The sequence below is a fragment of the Agrobacterium sp. genome (assembly GCF_032092815.1).
Classification (GTDB): Bacteria; Pseudomonadota; Alphaproteobacteria; order Rhizobiales; family Rhizobiaceae; genus Agrobacterium.
The window spans coordinates 21,027-38,442 of record NZ_DAMDBP010000035.1 but is presented as its reverse complement, the minus strand read 5'-3'; the positions used below and the strand labels follow the sequence as shown (position 1 = coordinate 38,442).

General features: G+C 54.9%; 13 protein-coding genes. 6 read left to right on the top strand and 7 right to left on the bottom strand.

Annotated elements, in window-relative coordinates:
- Window positions 1-13: 13 nt before the first annotated feature.
- Window positions 14-1,087 carry a hybrid-cluster NAD(P)-dependent oxidoreductase gene (locus RT613_RS18010; protein ID WP_313617589.1) on the bottom strand — a complete coding sequence of 358 codons (1,074 nt, stop codon included), beginning with the start codon at window positions 1,085-1,087 and terminating at the stop codon, window positions 14-16.
- A gap of 7 nt (window positions 1,088-1,094) precedes the next feature.
- The gene (locus tag RT613_RS18005; protein WP_313617567.1) at window positions 1,095-2,339 is read right to left on the bottom strand and encodes an aromatic ring-hydroxylating dioxygenase subunit alpha; all 1,245 of its coding nucleotides are present in this window, start codon (window positions 2,337-2,339) and stop codon (window positions 1,095-1,097) included.
- A gap of 312 nt (window positions 2,340-2,651) precedes the next feature.
- Here RT613_RS18005 and RT613_RS18000 point away from each other — a divergent pair, with 312 nt between their 5' ends.
- The 3 genes from RT613_RS18000 to RT613_RS17990 all read left to right on the top strand — a co-directional run bounded on the left by RT613_RS18000 (window position 2,652) and on the right by RT613_RS17990 (window position 5,823).
- Window positions 2,652-3,263 carry a DUF6656 family protein gene (locus RT613_RS18000; RefSeq protein WP_313617566.1) on the top strand — a complete coding sequence of 204 codons (612 nt, stop codon included), beginning with the start codon at window positions 2,652-2,654 and terminating at the stop codon, window positions 3,261-3,263.
- A 111-nt stretch (window positions 3,264-3,374) separates the two neighbouring features.
- The gene (locus RT613_RS17995) at window positions 3,375-4,355 is read left to right on the top strand and encodes an L-threonylcarbamoyladenylate synthase (protein WP_313617562.1); all 981 of its coding nucleotides are present in this window, start codon (window positions 3,375-3,377) and stop codon (window positions 4,353-4,355) included.
- Between the two features lie 31 nt (window positions 4,356-4,386).
- Entirely contained in the window at window positions 4,387-5,823 is a 1,437-nt protein-coding gene (locus tag RT613_RS17990) for an FAD-binding oxidoreductase (RefSeq protein ID WP_409558849.1), read from the top strand.
- A 20-nt stretch (window positions 5,824-5,843) separates the two neighbouring features.
- On the opposite strand, the gene RT613_RS17985 is transcribed toward RT613_RS17990, so the two are convergent.
- Window positions 5,844-8,432: a DUF1217 domain-containing protein gene (locus RT613_RS17985; RefSeq protein ID WP_313617560.1), complete on the bottom strand. Its 2,589-nt coding sequence runs from the start codon at window positions 8,430-8,432 to the stop codon at window positions 5,844-5,846.
- A 346-nt stretch (window positions 8,433-8,778) separates the two neighbouring features.
- Here RT613_RS17985 and RT613_RS17980 point away from each other — a divergent pair, with 346 nt between their 5' ends.
- Window positions 8,779-9,345: a DUF6101 family protein gene (locus tag RT613_RS17980; RefSeq protein WP_192487849.1), complete on the top strand. Its 567-nt coding sequence runs from the start codon at window positions 8,779-8,781 to the stop codon at window positions 9,343-9,345.
- A 60-nt stretch (window positions 9,346-9,405) separates the two neighbouring features.
- On the opposite strand, the gene ubiA is transcribed toward RT613_RS17980, so the two are convergent.
- The 4 genes from ubiA to RT613_RS17960 form a co-directional block, all read right to left on the bottom strand.
- On the bottom strand, window positions 9,406-10,368 hold the full coding sequence (ubiA, locus tag RT613_RS17975) for a 4-hydroxybenzoate octaprenyltransferase (protein ID WP_313617558.1): 963 nt from the start codon (window positions 10,366-10,368) through the stop codon (window positions 9,406-9,408).
- A gap of 78 nt (window positions 10,369-10,446) precedes the next feature.
- Window positions 10,447-11,247: a MipA/OmpV family protein gene (locus RT613_RS17970; RefSeq protein WP_313617556.1), complete on the bottom strand. Its 801-nt coding sequence runs from the start codon at window positions 11,245-11,247 to the stop codon at window positions 10,447-10,449.
- Between the two features lie 132 nt (window positions 11,248-11,379).
- Window positions 11,380-12,633: a cyclopropane-fatty-acyl-phospholipid synthase family protein gene (locus RT613_RS17965; RefSeq protein WP_313617554.1), complete on the bottom strand. Its 1,254-nt coding sequence runs from the start codon at window positions 12,631-12,633 to the stop codon at window positions 11,380-11,382.
- A gap of 173 nt (window positions 12,634-12,806) precedes the next feature.
- Window positions 12,807-15,122 carry a Tex family protein gene (locus RT613_RS17960; protein WP_313617552.1) on the bottom strand — a complete coding sequence of 772 codons (2,316 nt, stop codon included), beginning with the start codon at window positions 15,120-15,122 and terminating at the stop codon, window positions 12,807-12,809.
- A gap of 195 nt (window positions 15,123-15,317) precedes the next feature.
- Between RT613_RS17960 and purD the strand changes: the two genes are divergently transcribed.
- Both purD and RT613_RS17950 read left to right on the top strand, forming a co-directional pair.
- Window positions 15,318-16,589, top strand: coding sequence for a phosphoribosylamine--glycine ligase (purD, locus tag RT613_RS17955; protein WP_313617550.1), 1,272 nt, complete (start codon window positions 15,318-15,320; stop codon window positions 16,587-16,589).
- Window positions 16,590-16,696: 107 nt separating this feature from the next.
- The gene (locus RT613_RS17950; protein WP_313617548.1) at window positions 16,697-17,182 is read left to right on the top strand and encodes a plant virulence effector HPE1-like domain-containing protein; all 486 of its coding nucleotides are present in this window, start codon (window positions 16,697-16,699) and stop codon (window positions 17,180-17,182) included.
- Window positions 17,183-17,416: the final 234 nt, after the last annotated feature.

Sequence of the window (17,416 nt, the reverse complement as noted above, 5' to 3'; positions counted from 1 at the left end):
AAGTAAATTGTATTCAGGCTTCTACTTTGACATCTCCTATGGGGCGTGAGCAGCACGCGAGGATATACCCTTCCTCTATCTCTTCATCGAGTATGCCACCATTATGGGCCATGTCGACCTGCCCGGAAAGTTTGAGCACGCGGCAGGTTCCGCAGATTCCAGATTCGCACGCTGCACCAATTCGAACACCAGCAGCGCGAGCCGTCGTCAGAATTGTTTGTCCAGGCTGACAGAAGGCTTCCTTCCCGGCAAGCGTAAAGGTTACTGTGGCAAGCACCTCGCCATCTGCACCGGCGATCACTTCAGCTAACGGAGGAGGTGCGGCCGGAGCAAAACTTTCCTGATGGTATCGGCTCATGTCGAAACCGGATGCTTCCAGCAACGAGCGTACCGCTGTCATGAACGGTTCCGGTCCGCAGCAAAACACTGTCCGATCCATGAAGTCATGCGCAAGAAGAGCAATCTTGGCCTTGTCCACCATCCCCTTCAGACCTGACCACAGATCCGTACGCCCGCAATTTTCAACAATGAAGCCGAGTGACAGTTTGGGCATGAAGCGCGCCAGATATTCCAACTCGTGCCGGAACACAATGTCGGAGGGCGACCGCGAGCAATTCAGGAACGCGATGTCGCTTTGCGGAGCGCGGTCACTCATGTCGCGCACCATCGACATCATCGGTGTAATCCCCGAGCCCGCCGAGATGAACAGATATTTTTCGCCAGGGTGTTTCACATAGGAAAAATCACCAAATGGCCCCAGCGCCCGAATTTTCATGCCCGGTTTAAGGTTGTCGAACATCCAGCGCGTGCCGATACTATTGGGCTGCGCCTTCACCGTCACCGACAACGCATAGGGCCGTGAGGGGCTCGACGACAGCGTATAGGTGCGCAACAGCACCTCGTTGCCGACGGGCAGCTCAAGCGTGACGAACTGTCCCGGCATGTAGCGGAACCAGTTTGGCCCTTCCGAGCGGAACAGGAACGTCATGACATCGGAGGTTTCCGGCGTCACGGACAGGCATTCGAGAAGGTGGAGCTTGTCGCTCCACGGCTTCATTTCATCGAGGTGTTTGTAAGAGTGCACCATGTCCACGTCAGGCGACCGCCGAGAGTTTTGCCTTGTCGCCCTGAAGGCGATCAATCATGAAATCCGCATACCAATTGACGAATTGCATAACGCCACCTTCATGAACCATCGAATACGGCCCAGGTTGATAGGCAGGTGAGCGAATGCCAAAGGCATTTTCTTCCACGATCTGGCGATCCTGATCGTTGGTTTCATTCCAGACGTGTGTCAGTTCCTCAATGTTGTAATCCACCCCTTCAACCGCGTCCTTGTGCACCAGCCATTTGGTCGTGACCATGGTTTCTTCCGGTCCTAGCGGCAACACGCGGAAGGAAATCGTATGATCGCCCAGGAAGTGGTTCCATGTGGTTGGGTAATGGAACATCAGCAATGTACCGATGTGGCTGATGGTGACTTCATCCGAGAGCGGGCGCTGAACGGCACGCTTGCCGGACATGGTGTAACTCTCAGCGTCACCAATCAGCGGCATGCGGGCCACGCGGAACTGCCCGCTCGGATCGATCTTGAAGCGGCTAGGCAAACCCGCCTCTTCGCAACGAGACCAGTGTCCGCCAATTTCTGGGTCATCTGCACCACCATCCGTACCCGTCACACTCGGATTTTCCGGATAGGTACGGCACAGTTCCGGGTGGTTTGCCGCACAGTGGTAACATTCACGGTTATTTTCCCACACCAGCTTCCAGTTGCCTTTTTCAATGATGGTGCTTTCGTGGGCGACCTTCGCATCGGCAATGCGGTGCGGCGCCATGTAACCTTCCACCTGCGCCCGTACCAGCGAGAAATCGAGTGGATTTTCCGCCAGACAGATAAAGATGTAACCGGCAACACTTTCGCAGGCGACTGGCTTCAGTCCAAATTCGCTCTTGTCGAAATCATCGCCCATATGGCGGGCAAACAACAGTTTGCCATCAAGGTCGTAGGTCCATTGATGATAAGGGCAGACAAGACGCGCCGACTGGCCTTTGTGGCTCGTACAAACGCGCGAACCACGATGGCGACAGGAATTATGGAAGGCGCGAATAACGCCATCCTTGCCGCGAACGATGACCACGGCATAATTTCCAATCTGCACAGTGAAATAATTACCGGCTTTCGGAGCCTCACAATCATGGCCGATAAACAGCCAGTCGCGATACCAGATCGTTTCCATATCAAGCTGGAAATAATCCTTGTCGATGTAAAACGGCTGCTCAAGGCTGAAGCCATCCCGACGGTTCTTCAACTGGCGCAAAACGGTATCACGCAAATCCATGGCCACATCCCTCATTGGCAAAACAGAACACCGGAACAGGCCCGACATCTGTCAACGTCCTGGGATCATCTAATCACGCCTGAAGGAGCGCAGCAGCACAAACAGCGACATGGTTTTCCGCATTGGCGACAATTTGCGACATGATAAATCTGGAATGCCACGGCTATCATTGTGAATAATCAATGCCTTAATTGATTTTCCGACACACGAAGTCGCATCCAGACATGCGGTCATCCCGCCAATCTGCCGGAAACCGTGTATTAACCCCTTAATTTTACACTCATTGCCCAGTGACCATGGAGAGCATGTCGCGTGGAACAGGGAACACGTATCCGTTATTACGACGCAAGTGCGCGCAAGCAGGCCCCTGCCCGTGCGCGCAATATGCATTCGGAATTCCTGCGTACCGGGCGTATCCTGCGGTATGAAGAGCGTTGGCTGCCGAACGAAAAACGGTACATGACGCATGGCGAGGTTGCTGAACGCACCGGGCGCAAACTCGAATCAGCCGGTTATACCACGCACAGCCATCTCAACAATTTTCACCGGTCCATCCAGTTCCCGAGCATGATCTTTCACAAGACGCTCGAGGAAAGCCCGCATCTGGGTTACTGCCATGTGACCGCATCGAAAACCAGCTTTGATATGCGTCGGCAAATCCTCTGGTCCTTTTACTTTGCCAATTTCTTTGCGGAAATTGGTGGCGAAAAAGAAGGCTTCTTCGTCGAGATCGACCCGCGCTATTCGCGCATGTATTTTGCGATTGCCATGAATTCGGTGAACGGTCGTACGGTTGAAATCGACAGGTCTGTACACAAGGACGGCCTCTTGTTTCGCACGCATGATCCCAAGGTGGCACTCAAGAACGTATTGACGCTGGGTGCGCGCACGGAAGAAATGCGCAAGCTGATCATGGCAATGTGAGTTGACCGCAAACGTCGCCAGCGTCGTTTTTCCGGCATTTGCAATGCATGCTTCACATCAAGGCCTAAAATGCGCTATGCACCACCCCACAGGAACGGTGCATAATTCAACATGGCTCGGCATATCGACATCCACACACATCCGCAGCAAGCCCTTGAGGCTGCATCGGCTATTCTGTCGGGCGGCTTTCCCGTGGCCATTCCCACGGAAACCGTTTATGGCCTTGCCGCAGATGCCACCAATCCGGCTGCCATTACCCGCATTTATGAGACCAAGGGTCGCCCGCGTTTCAATCCTCTTATCTGCCATATGGCCGATGTGGAGATGGCGCAAAGTTACGCCGAGTTCGACGACCTGTCTCTGGCGCTGGCCAAGGCGTTCTGGCCCGGCCCTTTGACACTTGTTTTGCCCCTGAAAGACGGAAGCGCTATTCACCCGCTGGCCACCGCCGGTCTCGACACGGTTGGCATTCGCATACCCCAAGGTTTTGCAGGCGATCTCATCAAGGCATTCGGTAAACCGCTTGCGGCTCCCAGCGCCAACAGTTCCGGCAAGATCAGCCCCACCAGTGCATCCCATGTCGAAGACGATCTGGGTGAAAAGGTGAAACTCATTCTCGATGCCGGCTCGGCTGGCGTTGGCGTCGAATCCACCATTGTGAAGGTGGAGCCTGACGGCCGTCTGCGCCTGTTGCGTCCCGGTGGTCTTGCCTCCCAAGATATCGAACGTGTTACCGGCAAAAAGCTGTTACGTGCCGCGACAGCCTCTCCGGCCATTGAAGCGCCTGGCATGCTTGCTTCCCATTATGCGCCGGGAGCCACCGTGCGCCTTCACGCCACCAGCGTTGAGGCTGGTGAGGCTGTCATCACCTTTGGTACCATTCCGCCGCTGCCGGGGCAGGATAAGGCGAAAGCCGTGCTTAACCTCAGCCCGTCTGCGGATCTGGCCGAGGCTGCCGCCAATCTGTTTGGATATCTCAAGCTAGCGGATGCCAGCGGTGCAGACAGCATTGCAGTGACGGCCATTCCGCAGCATGGTCTGGGCGAAGCAATCAATGATCGACTGGCGCGGGCCGCAGCGCCGAGGTCATAATATCAGGCAAGCTTTTCAAGCATAAAGGTGAATGATGACTGTTGCCGCCCTTTCAGACGATCTCATTGCGCAGTTCACGGCCATTGTTGGCGCGCCATATGCCATTCGGGATCAGGCTGAAATCGCCCCGCGTCTCGTCGAAAACCGCGGCCTCTATCACGGCACATCACCCCTGCTTTTGAAACCTGCCTCGGTCGAGGAAGTCTCTCGCATCATGACGCTGGCCAGTGAAAGCGGTACAGCCATTGTGCCCCAAACTGGCAATACCGGCCTTGTTGGTGGTCAAACTCCCCGGGCCGGAGCCAGCGACATCATCCTGTCGCTTGAACGCATGAACAAGGTGCGGGAAATCGATCCGGTTGCCAATGTGCTCGTGGCAGATGCGGGATGCATTCTTGAAGACATTCATCACGCTGCAGACAGCGTGAACCGCATGTTCCCATTGTCGCTTGCGTCACAGGGCTCCTGCCGCATCGGCGGCAATCTGGCCACCAATGCCGGCGGAACTGCCGTGCTTGCCTATGGCAACATGCGCCAGCTTTGCCTTGGTCTTGAAGTCGTTTTGCCAACCGGTGAAATCTGGAATGGCCTGCGCAAGCTGAAAAAAGACAATACCGGTTATGATCTTCGGGACCTGTTCATCGGCTCGGAAGGCACGCTCGGGGTGATTACCGCTGCCGTTTTGAAGCTACTGCCAAAACCGCTCGGCCATCAGGTTGCTTTTGTTGGACTTAAGAACCCTCATGCCGCACTCACGCTGTTTGAAATGGCAACCAGCCTGTGCGGTTCGGCCCTTACCGGCTTTGAACTGATGCCACGGCTCGGGGTTGAGTTCACCACCAAACATATTCCCGGTGTCCGCGATCCGCTGGCGACAACTCACAGTTGGTATGTGCTGATTGATATTTCGACATCTGATTCCAGCGAAACCGCCGATGCAATGATGCAGGCGCTTCTGGAACAAGGTTTCGAAAACGGCATCGTGGAAGACGCCGTCATTGCTGCCTCTGATGCACAGCGGCAAGCAATCTGGCATATGCGCGAAAGCATGTCGGAAGCGCAGCGTCCGGAAGGTGGTTCAATCAAGCACGATGTATCCGTGCCGGTTTCCAGCATTCCGGAATTTATGGCTGCGGCGGAAAAAGCTGTTCTGCAACTCATTCCGGATGCCCGTATCTGCGCTTTCGGCCATATGGGCGATGGCAACATCCACTACAATATTTCCCAGCCGGTGGGCGCAGACAAGGCAGAGTTTATTGACCGCTGGCGTGAGGTCAATGCCGTGGTCCACCGTCTTGTTTTGGTTTGTGGTGGATCGATTTCAGCGGAGCACGGTATCGGCCAACTCAAGCGTGACGAACTCGCCCATGTCAGGGATGGGATCGAAATCGATCTGATGCGACGCATCAAGGCCGCTTTCGACCCTGCCGGCATCATGAACCCCGGCAAGGTTATTGCTGAAAAATAAACCGCGCCCGCGCTTTCCGGTTATCGCGAAGAGGACCCAAGTGTAGCCACGGCCAGCAGCGTGTCAGCACTGATGGTCGTTGAACCACTGAACATGGCCAGTGTCGGGTTGTAGCTGCCGTTGACCATGTCATACATGACCGTGAAGCGTGAGATCAGCTTCTTGACCTTCTCTTCGTCCTGGAAATCTTCGATATCGAAATATCGCTTCATCATCGTCACCTGCGTGTCGACGTCCGCATTGGCCATTTCATCAGGAATTTCAAAGGTGGTGCTGATGAATTTCTGCAACGCCGTGTCACCAAGAATGGTGTAATAGGAGGTCGTATCCTTGGCCATGCGCTGAAAATAAAGCGCAAGGCGCACACCGGCATTGTCTTCACCGGCCTGGGTTTCCAGCATCTGCAGAAGGTAATTGTCGAGCGTTTCGTAAAGACCGCTGCGGTTCTGGATCGTGCTGCGATCCTCGCGCATCAGGTTGCCTTCGGTATCGAAGTTGAAGGAGGTGACCAATCGGCGGAACGCAGAGTCGGCTTCAGCGTTGATGTAGCTTTTCGGGTCATCCAGATCGGACGTGAAAATCTTGTAGAGTTCCTCGGTCGTCACGCTGGCCGGATCGATATCGAACGCTTCCATGGCAAATGCCAAAAGACGGGCGTTGCCAAGCAAATCCTTGAGCGATTTGATGTTCTGGATTTCTTCGGTGTAGTATTCGGACTCTTCTTTGGCCAAGGTCTTCTCATCCTCGGTGCCAAATGCTGATCGTCCGTTGATGTAGGCTGCCGCAACCGACTGCACATCCAATTCAGATTGTGCCAGAACCGGTGAGCCAATGGTACCGTCAGACTTGAAGTTGAACAGTTCTGCCAGCTTGACGTAACGTTCGTCCTTCAAGGTGTAAACGAAACTTTTCGGGTCCTGGAGATCGCTCTTCAGCACCTCCTTGATGGTGCGTTCACTTTCCGTGGTTGGATCCAGCCCCACAGCCTTCAGCGCGTAATCATAGACGCTGGAATTGGTCATAAAGGTTGAGAGCGACGTGACAGTGCTGATCTGCGTCTTGAACGCAGCGAGCGCCTTTTCGTCCGCCTCTTCATCCTTGTCGTTGTGGTAGCTCATATATCCCATATTGGTAATACGGGTCTGCTCCGATGTTTGCGGCAGTGTGCCGTCTGCAAGGGTTCCATCGGTCTGGAAATTGAAGGCTTTTCTCAACGCGATGTAACGTGCATCGTTGTTGCCGACAGTGGCAATATAGTTGGTGGGATCGCTGAGATCAGATGTCAGAATGTTCTTGATCGTTGCCGGCATGATCGTTGCGTCGTTCAGGTCGAACGCCGTCTGGATATAGGCCAGAAGCCGTGCATCCCCGGTCACGCCACTACCCCCAGCAATCTGCTCAACAGAGGTTATGCTGTTGATCATACTTTCAAAATATTCACGTTCCAGTTCTGCCTTGGCAATGGTCGAGCGCGGATTGGTCAGAACATAGGCGTTGTTCATCACAATCCGGTTTTCTTCGGTCTGCGCACTGCCCGCAGCAACCGTACCATCGGCGTTGAAATCAAACGCATCGGCGAGCGCCCTGAACACATCCAGTTCGGCATTGGTCGTGGTCAGCGTAGTTTTTTCTGTGTTGAGCGCCGTGGTCAGATTGGTCGTTTCGGCACCAACCGCCGGCAGACGTGTGTTGTAATCGTCGATCAGTGCCTGATTGGTGGTTATTGCTGCTTGAGCAGCGTCTCGGTCAGCCACACCGACCTTGCTCCACACGCTTGCAAGCTGCGTCGTGAGATCATCGATCTTGGCGTTGAGTGTCTCTTCATCGCCGCCATTATCCAGCTCTTCCTGCGCCGCATCAATCTGCGCCTGCAGCGCATCGCCGCTGGTGATGGCGCTATTGAGGTCGCTTACCTTGGTAATGGCCGTTGCACGGCTGGTGATTTCAGAAAGTGTGGTATTGATTTCAGCCAGTCGCGCCGTATTGGCTTCGTATTTGGCACCATAGGTCACGTTGAAATAGCTGTCTGGATCATCGGTATCGCTGGTCAGCAATCCCTTGATGTTGGCATAGGAATAATACTTCTGGTCGATGCCAAAGACGCTTAACGTGTAGGATCGCAAACGCTCGTTTTGCAGCAGCTTGTCGACATGATCAATGCTCTTGATCATGACATTGTAATAGCGGGTTTCTTCAGTGATTGCCGCATCAGCATCGGCAACATTGGTATTGTAAAGGCCGATCATCGTTTCCAGCTGAGCGTCCGACTGCAGGGTTGTTGTCGGTGTGCTGAAATTGAACGCTTCGGCAAACTGGCGGTAGCGCGTATCCGTCAGCTTGTTGGCAAAGCTGTTGGAATCGTTCAGATCGCTTTCCAGTACCTGTTTCATAAAGGCCTTGGCGTAGCTCATTTCGGACAGACCGAAGGCATCCATGGCATAATTGTACAGCTGGTAATCATCCAGAAACTCATCGACGCTCGTTACCTTGCCGATGTTTTCCTTGTAATATTCAGTTTGTCTGGCAACCAGGTTTTGCTGGGACACGCGCGACAAACTGGTTTTCATGTCCCGGTTTATCAGATCGTAGCTGAGATAAGTCGATACCATTGCGCGTATTCCTTCGCGTAAATTCACCCGCAAAACAAAACATGGCAAGCCCGTGCGATAAAATCGCACAGAACGCCCATGTTGGCAAAATGCCGCTTTTGCCTTGCCCGGAGCTTGAACCAACCGGGTTCGACCGACGTCATTTGAGAAAAATTGTCGTGTCCCTGTTCACACTTCCGCAACCCTGATCATTGGGCATTTTGCTAACCATCTGGGAATGCAAAGTTTTTTAACCTCGTTTTTTAAGCGGTCCAGAATGTGCAGGCGTTATGGTCACAACATCAGAGGACGAAAAGTCCCGGGAGATGCCCAAAAGGCTCTCAGGTAAAACAAGGGTTGCATGAATATGACAAATACGGTTTTGAAGCCCGAATGGGCCGCAGCGACACTCAGACTCGATCCAGCGCGGTTCCCGCAACAGGTTACTTACGGAGTACGCGACGGATGCTCCGACGTTGTCATTACGCTTGATGAACGCGGCGCCGTACTCAAGAAAACACTCAATTCAAGCGGCTTGCCGCTGTCCTTCGCCCTTCCAGCCCGCGCTTTCAAGGGCGTGGCTGCCCGCGCGATCGACCACGGTGATGGTCAGGTCACGGTGACGCTGGAACTGCACCATGAAGATCCGGCACTTTGCATTCCGCTTCTGGTGGCACACGACCTCTGCGACATCGCTGCCGATTGGCGCAACTGGTCGGAAACCTACCGTATTCCCATGCTGATGGTTGAAGCAGACGGCGTTGCCCGCCCTCTCGAAGACCATATTGGCGGCCCGCGCCCGCAGGACCTCCGCCCGCGCCGTCGTCACTCGTACTTCGCAAATCGTCGCCCACGTTTCCTCGTTCGCCGATCCACCGGCAAGCTGGGCGTTGCGATGAAGATCGAAGGCAAGGAAATTATTGCACGCAACTGAACCTGAACTTGATCTCCAGATCAAAAAAGAACCCGGCAGGAGCAATCCTGCCGGGTTCCTTTATTGTACCAGATTGACGAAGAGCGGCAGCAACAGGCCGGCAAACACCAATGCCCCGACCCGCGTGTTGGATTTGAACAGCGCAAGGCACTGGTCACCGTCATTGATATCGAGAACAACGATCTGGCGAATGAACATGCCTGCAGCGGCGGCAATACCAGCATAGGCCAAGAGACCAACGCCTGCTGAGGCAAAGGACATGACCATCAACACAAGCGCCAGCCCGTAAAGGCCCATCAGCCATATGCGTGTGTTGTCGCCAAACAGGCGAGCGGTTGAGCGCACGCCAACCAGCTCGTCGTCTTCCTTGTCCTGATGGGCATAGATCGTGTCGTAGCCAATCGTCCAGGCAATCGACGCCGCATATAACAGGAATGCGGCAGGCGCCAACGTGCCGAACTGTCCCGACCATCCCATCAGAGCGCCCCAGCAGAAGGCAAGGCCGAGGAAAAATTGCGGCCAATCGGTGAAGCGTTTGGCGAAGGGGTAAATGAGCACGAAGATCAGCGAGAAGACGCCGAGCGCCCACGAAAAGGTATTGAACTGGATCAACACCAACAGGCCGGCCAGGCATTGCAACACGATGAAGATCTTCGCCTGCTTACGCGTCACCCTGCCCGACGGCAGCGGGCGGGAGCGTGTACGGGCAACTGCCATGTCAATCTGGTGATCGACCAGATCATTATAGGTGCAGCCGGCGCCGCGCATGGCAACCGAGCCGATAAAAAACAGCACAAGGTGGAAAACCAGCAGGCCCCAGGAAAATGTCCCAGACGCCAAGGCTGCATTTGCAGCAAGGGCCGCCGACCAGAAACACGGCCACATCAGAAGCTGCCAACCGATCGGGCGATCCCAGCGAGCCAGCTGGGCATAGGGCCAGATCCACCGTGGCAGCAAACGGTAAACCCAATTGTCGGATGGCGCGTCCGAAACGCGGCCAGTCATATCGCTATTATGAACCATACCCGGGTTTCCAAGCCTTTCCTGCTACCATGAGACAGGAAAGGCTCTAAACCCGCTCTTTTTGCAAAGCAAGGATGATTAAGGAACGCTGAACCCGAATTTGTAGCTGGCACCGATGCCGACAACAAACTGGTTCTTCGAACCACGTTCGCTGACCAGCGTGCTTTTGCCAGCGTCACCCATCAGGCGCTTGTATTCGGCAAAGGAGGTCAGTTCGATATTATCGGTTGCCTTCCAGGTGATGGCAGCACCAACACCGGCAGAATGCAGACCGCCATCGGGATTATAGGCCGAGGGCCCACCGGAGGCGGCAGCTGCAGAACTTACGCCATAATATTTGTCGTTGTATTTGTTGCTGACCCAGGTCGCACGTGGACCGGCCGAGATCTGCAGACCGGGGGTGATGTCAGTAAAGACATCTGCCGACAGATCGGCAACGACACCACTATGGCTGCGAATGCCTTGTCGCACTTCACCGCGAACACGCACCCAGTCTGTCGGGTAGACCTCAGCGAAACCACCGAGTTCACCGCCGAGCTTGATCTTCTGCATGCCACGCAGGTCAGCAGAATCACCTTCATCACGTGGCATGATCAGCTTTGCAGCAACACCGGCGCGGAATGTTCCCTGATCGAGAAGACCAAACGACGCACTGTCATTGCGCGACGAAAACTTTGCGGACGGGCCAACTTTGCCCAGCGAAATGATGGGCGCAACGCCGAACTCGTTCTTGTTGTCACCCTGATATTTCGGCGCAGAAAAACCGACCGCACCAACTTTCAGATACCAGTCACCGGAGAACCAGCTTTCGGCCTGTGCAGCGCCTGCAAAACAAAAGGGAATAAGGCAGGCTGACAAAGCCAGCTTTGAAAAGGACATGGGTGAACTCCGGATACGCAAAACAGAAAGGAGAAACAGATACTGTCATTTCAAGTTAAGCGTGTTCCCTTGCCAATCTGTTAACCACACGGTGCAACCCCCGACGTATCAAGTCCTGTCCGAAACTGTGAATCAGAACTCGATCTTCTCCATTGGCTGTCGGGTCTTCTCAAATTCAATCAGACGCTCTTCCGCCAAGCGGATATAATCGCGGTTGTCGGGTACTACATCGCCTCGCTTTGCCAACTGCAATTGAAAGATATGGAAGTTCTCATGGGTGAAGGCCATTTCTGAGCCGGCCAGATAAAACTCCCACATGCGGAAAAAGCGCTCATCGTAAAGGGCGATCGCATCATCCTTTCTGGCGACGAACCTTTGCCGCCAGTGCCTGAGCGTACGGGCATAATGCATCGGCAGGATTTCGATATCCCGCACCAGCAATCCAGCCTTTTCCACCGCAGGCACCACCTCCGCCAAGGACGGGATGTAACCGCCAGGAAATATGTATTTTTCAATGAAGGGGTTGGTCGCAAGGCCGGGATAGGGTTGGCCGATGGAATGCAACACCATCACGCCGTAGTCATCCAGCACTTCAGCCGCCTTGTTGAAATACTCCCGGTAATGGGTTGGCCCGACATGTTCGAACATGCCAACCGATACGATACGGTCGTATTTTCTGGCCGGCAGATATTTGTAATCCTGAAGTTCGAACCGCACCTTTTCCGTGAGATTGCGTTTTGATGCGCGACCGCGAGAGACTCTCAGTTGTTCTTCGCTCAGGGTAATGCCGGTAACATCAACGCTTGAACTTTCGCTCAGATACATGGCCATGCCGCCCCAGCCGGAGCCGATTTCCAAAACACTCTGGCCCTCTTCCAGCAGCAGCTTTGCAGCAATATGCCGTTTCTTGGCATCCTGAGCTTCATCCAGCGTTATGCCAGGAGGGTTGAAATAGGCACAGGAATATTGCCAGTCCTGATCCAGAAACAGATCAAACAGTTTGGCGCTCAGATCATAGTGATGTGAGACATTGCTTTTGTTGTGATTGACGGGCAGATGCATTTTGACGCGTGAGGCGATGATGCGTGCGAAACCGCGCCAGATCATGCCAAAGGTCAAAGCCTCGCTCAGCGTGTTGGCCTTGATCAACGCCAGGAAATCATAAATGTCGCCTTCATCGACATTCATGCGGCGTTCCATGTAAATTTCTGCCAGTTTCAGCGCCGGGTCTCTGGCAATGTCTTCCGATGCTTCATCATCCGTGAAGCTGATGGCCACCCGCTTTCCGGTGCCATCACCGTAAATGTGAAGTCCGTTTGGACCGGTAACGACGAGGTCGCCGGTTTTGACTATTTTCTCAAGCAATGTATGCAGAGACGAGGCCATTTCACCTCCCGAATAAGCTAAGTCTCACTTATCAAGTTTTGTAACCGTATTCCTTTCGGCCAAAGTTGCAAGAGAGGCAATTTTCAAAAAAATTGATGCATTTCAAATGCAAAAACGCCGCCCCGTAAGCCACGGCGCGGCGTTTTTTGTTGGTCAGTCTATCGAAGATAAGATCAGCGGCGTTTCATCGCCTCTGCCAGTGCGGCGGCCAGCGCGCCACCGGATTGGCCACTGTCATTGCCGCGACCCTGCGGCTTGGCGCTGGCGTGTTTCATGGCGTTCGCATTGCCCTTTTCACGCATCGGCTGAGGTGCTGCTTCACCACCATCCTTGCGCATGGTCAGACCGATGCGCTTGCGCTTCACGTCCACCTCAACGACCTTCACCTTGACGACGTCACCGGCTTTGACAACCTCATGCGGGTCCTTGATGAAACGGTCTGCCAGTTGCGAGACGTGAACCAGACCATCCTGGTGCACGCCGATATCCACGAAGGCGCCAAAGGCAGCAACGTTGGTCACCGTGCCTTCCAGCAGCATGCCCGGCTTCAGGTCGGTGATTTCATCAACACCTTCCGCAAAGGTTGCCGTCTTGAAGCTTGGCCGCGGGTCACGGCCCGGTTTTTCCAGTTCGGCAATAATATCCTTGACCGTTGGCAGACCAAATTGCTCGTCGATGAACTTTTTCGGATCCAGCGATTTCAACGTGGCGCTATCGCCCATCAAGGTGCGCAGATCACGACCGCAGGCAGCCACGATCTTCTTGGCAACACCATAGGCTTCCGGGTGCACGGATGATGCATCCAGCGGCTCCTTGCCGTTTGGAATACGCAGAAATCCTGCGCATTGCTCAAAAGTGCGCTGGCCAAGGCGCGGCACTTTCAGCAGGTCCTTGCGGCTGGCAAATGGGCCGGTCTGGTCACGATGTAGCACAATGGCATCCGCAATCGATGCACCAAGACCCGAGACGCGGGCCAGCAGCGGAGCCGAGGCAGTATTCAGATCAACGCCAACCGCGTTCACGGCATCTTCAACCACGGCATCCAGAGAGCGCGACAGCTTGCCCTGATCGACATCGTGCTGATACTGGCCAACACCAATCGACTTCGGTTCGATTTTCACCAGTTCTGCCAGCGGGTCCTGCAGGCGGCGCGCGATGGACACCGCGCCACGGATTGAAACATCGAGATTGGGGAATTCGGCAGCGGCACGTTCAGAAGCGGAATAGACTGAAGCGCCGGCTTCCGACACGATAACCTTGGTCGGCTTTGGACCGGTCAGCTGGGTCAGCATATCAGCCACCAGCTTTTCGGTTTCGCGGCTGCCGGTACCATTGCCGATGGCAATCAGTTCCACGCCATGTTTGCGAATGAGGCTGGCCAGTTCGGCCTGCGTGCCACGAATGTCGTTTCTCGGCGGGAATGGATAAACGGTCGCGGTATCGAGCAGTTTGCCGGTGCCATCAACAATCGCTACCTTGACACCGGTACGGATGCCCGGATCAAGGCCCATGGTGGCGCGCGAACCGGCAGGAGCGGCCAAAAGCAGGTCTTTCAGATTGCGGGCAAAAACGTGGATCGCTTCTTCTTCGGCCCTTTCGCGAATTTCGCGCATCAGGTCGAGTGACAGCGACATGGAGAGCTTGATGCGCCAGGTCCAGCCGGCAACTTCCATCAGCCAGGCATCGCCTGCCCCACAGGAGCGAATATCAAAGGCGTTTGCAATGGTTCTCTGGCATGGCTTGACCGGCGACGGATCATCGGCATCCACATCGATGGTCAGCGTCAGCACTTCTTCATTCCAGCCACGCAACATGGCCAGCGCACGGTGGCCCGGCACGGTGGCCCAGCGTTCGGAATGGGCGAAATAGTCAGAGAATTTTTCGCCTGCTGCTTCCTTGCCCTCAACCACCTTGGCGCGGAAGGTCGCATTGTGGCGCATGTAGTCGCGCAGGCGGCCAAGCAGTTCGGCATTTTCGGTCATGGTTTCGGCAACGATGTCACGTGCACCTTCTAGTGCGGCTTTGACATCGGTCACTTCACCTTGCACATAAGTCTCTGCCAGTTTGACCGGATCGGCACTGCGATTGTCCCAGATCGCTTCCGCCAACGGTCCAAGGCCACGTTCGCGAGCAATCTCCGCGCGGGTGCGGCGCTTTGGTTTGTACGGCAGGTAAAGATCTTCCAGCTCAGCCTTGGTGGCCGCCGAAACGATCTTGACCATCAGGTCATCGGTCATCTTGCCCTGGCCGGTGATGGAATCGACAATCGAAGCCCGGCGGGCATTGAGTTCGCGCAGATAGGACAGCCGTTCGGCCAGTGTACGAAGCTGCGTATCATCCAGACCACCGGTCACTTCCTTACGGTAGCGGGCGATGAATGGAACCGTCGCGCCTTCATCCAGCAGCTCTATGGCAGCCTTGACCTGATCAGGGCGGGCATTGATCTCGGAAGCGATGACTGGTGCAAGGCGGGCATTATCTGCAGACATTGGGTTCTCTGACCTGTTTTTTTAAAAAATCTGGCCGAACATAGAGACTGATTATGGCATGACAACACGAAGTGTGAACAAACCCACAGAAAAGCCGATTGCAGGGACAAAGAGACCAGAAAAGGCAGCTTTTACCTTGACCTTTGCCCCCCCTGCCCTTAACGCCGCAGAAACGAGATTACAGGGGTGATGAGCATGAAGGTTCTGTTGATCGGTTCAGGCGGACGCGAACATGCGCTGGCATGGAAAATCGCGCAGTCACCTCTCTTGGAAACGCTTTACGCCGCTCCGGGCAATCCTGGCATTGCAGACCATGCCACGCTGGTTACGCTTGATGTTGAAGACCACGCAGCGGTCATTGCCTTTAGCAAGGAAAAGGCAATCGACTTTGTGGTGGTTGGTCCCGAGGCTCCGCTGGTTGCGGGTCTGGCCGATGACCTGCGTGCCGCTGGCATTGCCACCTTTGGCCCATCCAAGGCTGCCGCCCAGCTTGAGGGATCCAAGGGTTTCACCAAGGATCTTTGCGCTCGCTACGATATTCCAACTGGCGCTTACCAGCGTTTCAAGGCAGCAGAACCTGCCAAGGCCTATGTGCGCGAACAGGGCGCACCCATCGTCATCAAGGCTGATGGACTTGCCGCTGGCAAGGGCGTGACGGTTGCCATGAGCGAAGCCGAAGCGCTTTCTGCCATTGATGACTGCTTTGACGGTGCCTTTGGTGCGGCCGGTGCGGAAGTTGTTGTCGAGGCATTTCTGGATGGTGAAGAAGCCAGCTTCTTCTGCCTGTCCGATGGCAAGACGGCACTGGCACTGGCAACCGCACAGGACCACAAACGTGTGGGCGATGGCGATACCGGCCCCAACACCGGCGGCATGGGCGCTTACTCCCCTGCCCCTGTGATGACAACTGATATGGTCGAACGCACCATGAAGGAAATCATCGAGCCGACCATTCATGGGATGGCGAAGGACGGCCATCCGTTCAGCGGCGTGTTTTTTGCTGGCCTGATGATCACCAAAAAAGGTCCGGAGCTGATTGAATACAACGTGCGTTTCGGTGATCCGGAATGCCAGGTTCTGATGATGCGCCTCAAAAGCGATCTGCTGCCCATTCTCTATGCCACTGCCACCGGCACACTGGACAAGGTGACGGCCGAGTGGATTGACGACACGGCTTTGACTGTGGTTCTGGCATCAAAGGGTTACCCTGCCGCATACGAAAAGAACACGCCGATCCGCGCCATTCCGCAAGCCGATGAAGGCGCCAAGGTGTTTCATGCCGGCACAGCCCTCAAGGGCGGACAGCTTGTTGCCACGGGTGGACGCGTATTGAACGTGACCGCGACCGGCAAGACGGTAAGTGAAGCACAGAAACGCGCTTATCTGCTGCTTTCTGGCGTTGAGTGGGACAATGGCTTCTGCCGCAAGGACATTGGCTGGCAGGCAATTGCCCGCGAACAGGGCTGACAGGCTACCCGCCTAGCCGCTTATTCGTTCAATCTTTACCAACTTTGCTGACCGGACGGAAAGGAAGTCCGGTTATTATACGCCTTCGAATGAAGGAGTATTGGCCCATGCGCTACATCGTTTCGGCAGCAGTTCTGGCACTGACCAGCCACGTCGCAATGGCCTCTTCCATTGAGGTCATTGACCATGACCGCACGGAAAACAACAGCATCGTGACGATTGGCTGCGCGTCCTGCCCTCCCTTGAAAGAAAAGGTCGAGCCTAACCATTACGTTGCGCCGGTGCTTGGATCCGAGGTCCAGAAAACCGAGATCCGCGATGTGGACGGCAGCAAGGAAATGGTCCGCACCGAAGCCTTGCTTGGTGGTTCGCCGGTTGTCTACATCAGCACAGCCAAGACCTGGTTGCCGCAAGATACCGGCACCGCACTGGCAGCTGCACCAGATACGACACCTCAAACCCATGATGGCGTTGACTACTCTGCAACGACCGCAGCCGTTACACCGACCCTGCAACAGACAGAGCCGGTGAGAGCATCAGTTGCGACAGCACCACCGGATTTCAGTAATTTTTCGCTGCGTCTCAACAACTAGCAGACGCCACGCATGTGACCGGTTTCCATGAGATCCAGTATCACCCGCATGTTAACACATGCGGGTGTTTTTGCGTGTGCAGTTCACTATTGGTGCTGGGGCATGGGCCTCGACACCCTTTGTGTGTAAACGTTACCTCATGTGCAAAACATTGACAAAACGCATATTTCCGCAGTCTAAAAATTCCATGCGGATCCAGTTTTGCATTCAGCAGAAATCGCTGATGTAATTAAT

Coding starts and splice junctions, on each gene's coding strand:
- RT613_RS18010 (WP_313617589.1), bottom strand. CDS start 1,087: ATGGTGCACTCTTACAAACACCTCGATGAAATGAAGCCGTGGAGCGAC.
- RT613_RS18005 (WP_313617567.1), bottom strand. CDS start 2,339: ATGGATTTGCGTGATACCGTTTTGCGCCAGTTGAAGAACCGTCGGGAT.
- RT613_RS17995 (WP_313617562.1), top strand. CDS start 3,375: ATGGCTCGGCATATCGACATCCACACACATCCGCAGCAAGCCCTTGAG.
- RT613_RS17990 (WP_409558849.1), top strand. CDS start 4,387: ATGATGACTGTTGCCGCCCTTTCAGACGATCTCATTGCGCAGTTCACG.
- RT613_RS17985 (WP_313617560.1), bottom strand. CDS start 8,432: ATGGTATCGACTTATCTCAGCTACGATCTGATAAACCGGGACATGAAA.
- RT613_RS17980 (WP_192487849.1), top strand. CDS start 8,779: ATGACAAATACGGTTTTGAAGCCCGAATGGGCCGCAGCGACACTCAGA.
- ubiA (WP_313617558.1), bottom strand. CDS start 10,368: ATGGTTCATAATAGCGATATGACTGGCCGCGTTTCGGACGCGCCATCC.
- RT613_RS17970 (WP_313617556.1), bottom strand. CDS start 11,247: ATGTCCTTTTCAAAGCTGGCTTTGTCAGCCTGCCTTATTCCCTTTTGT.
- RT613_RS17965 (WP_313617554.1), bottom strand. CDS start 12,633: ATGGCCTCGTCTCTGCATACATTGCTTGAGAAAATAGTCAAAACCGGC.
- RT613_RS17960 (WP_313617552.1), bottom strand. CDS start 15,122: ATGTCTGCAGATAATGCCCGCCTTGCACCAGTCATCGCTTCCGAGATC.
- purD (WP_313617550.1), top strand. CDS start 15,318: ATGAAGGTTCTGTTGATCGGTTCAGGCGGACGCGAACATGCGCTGGCA.
- RT613_RS17950 (WP_313617548.1), top strand. CDS start 16,697: ATGCGCTACATCGTTTCGGCAGCAGTTCTGGCACTGACCAGCCACGTC.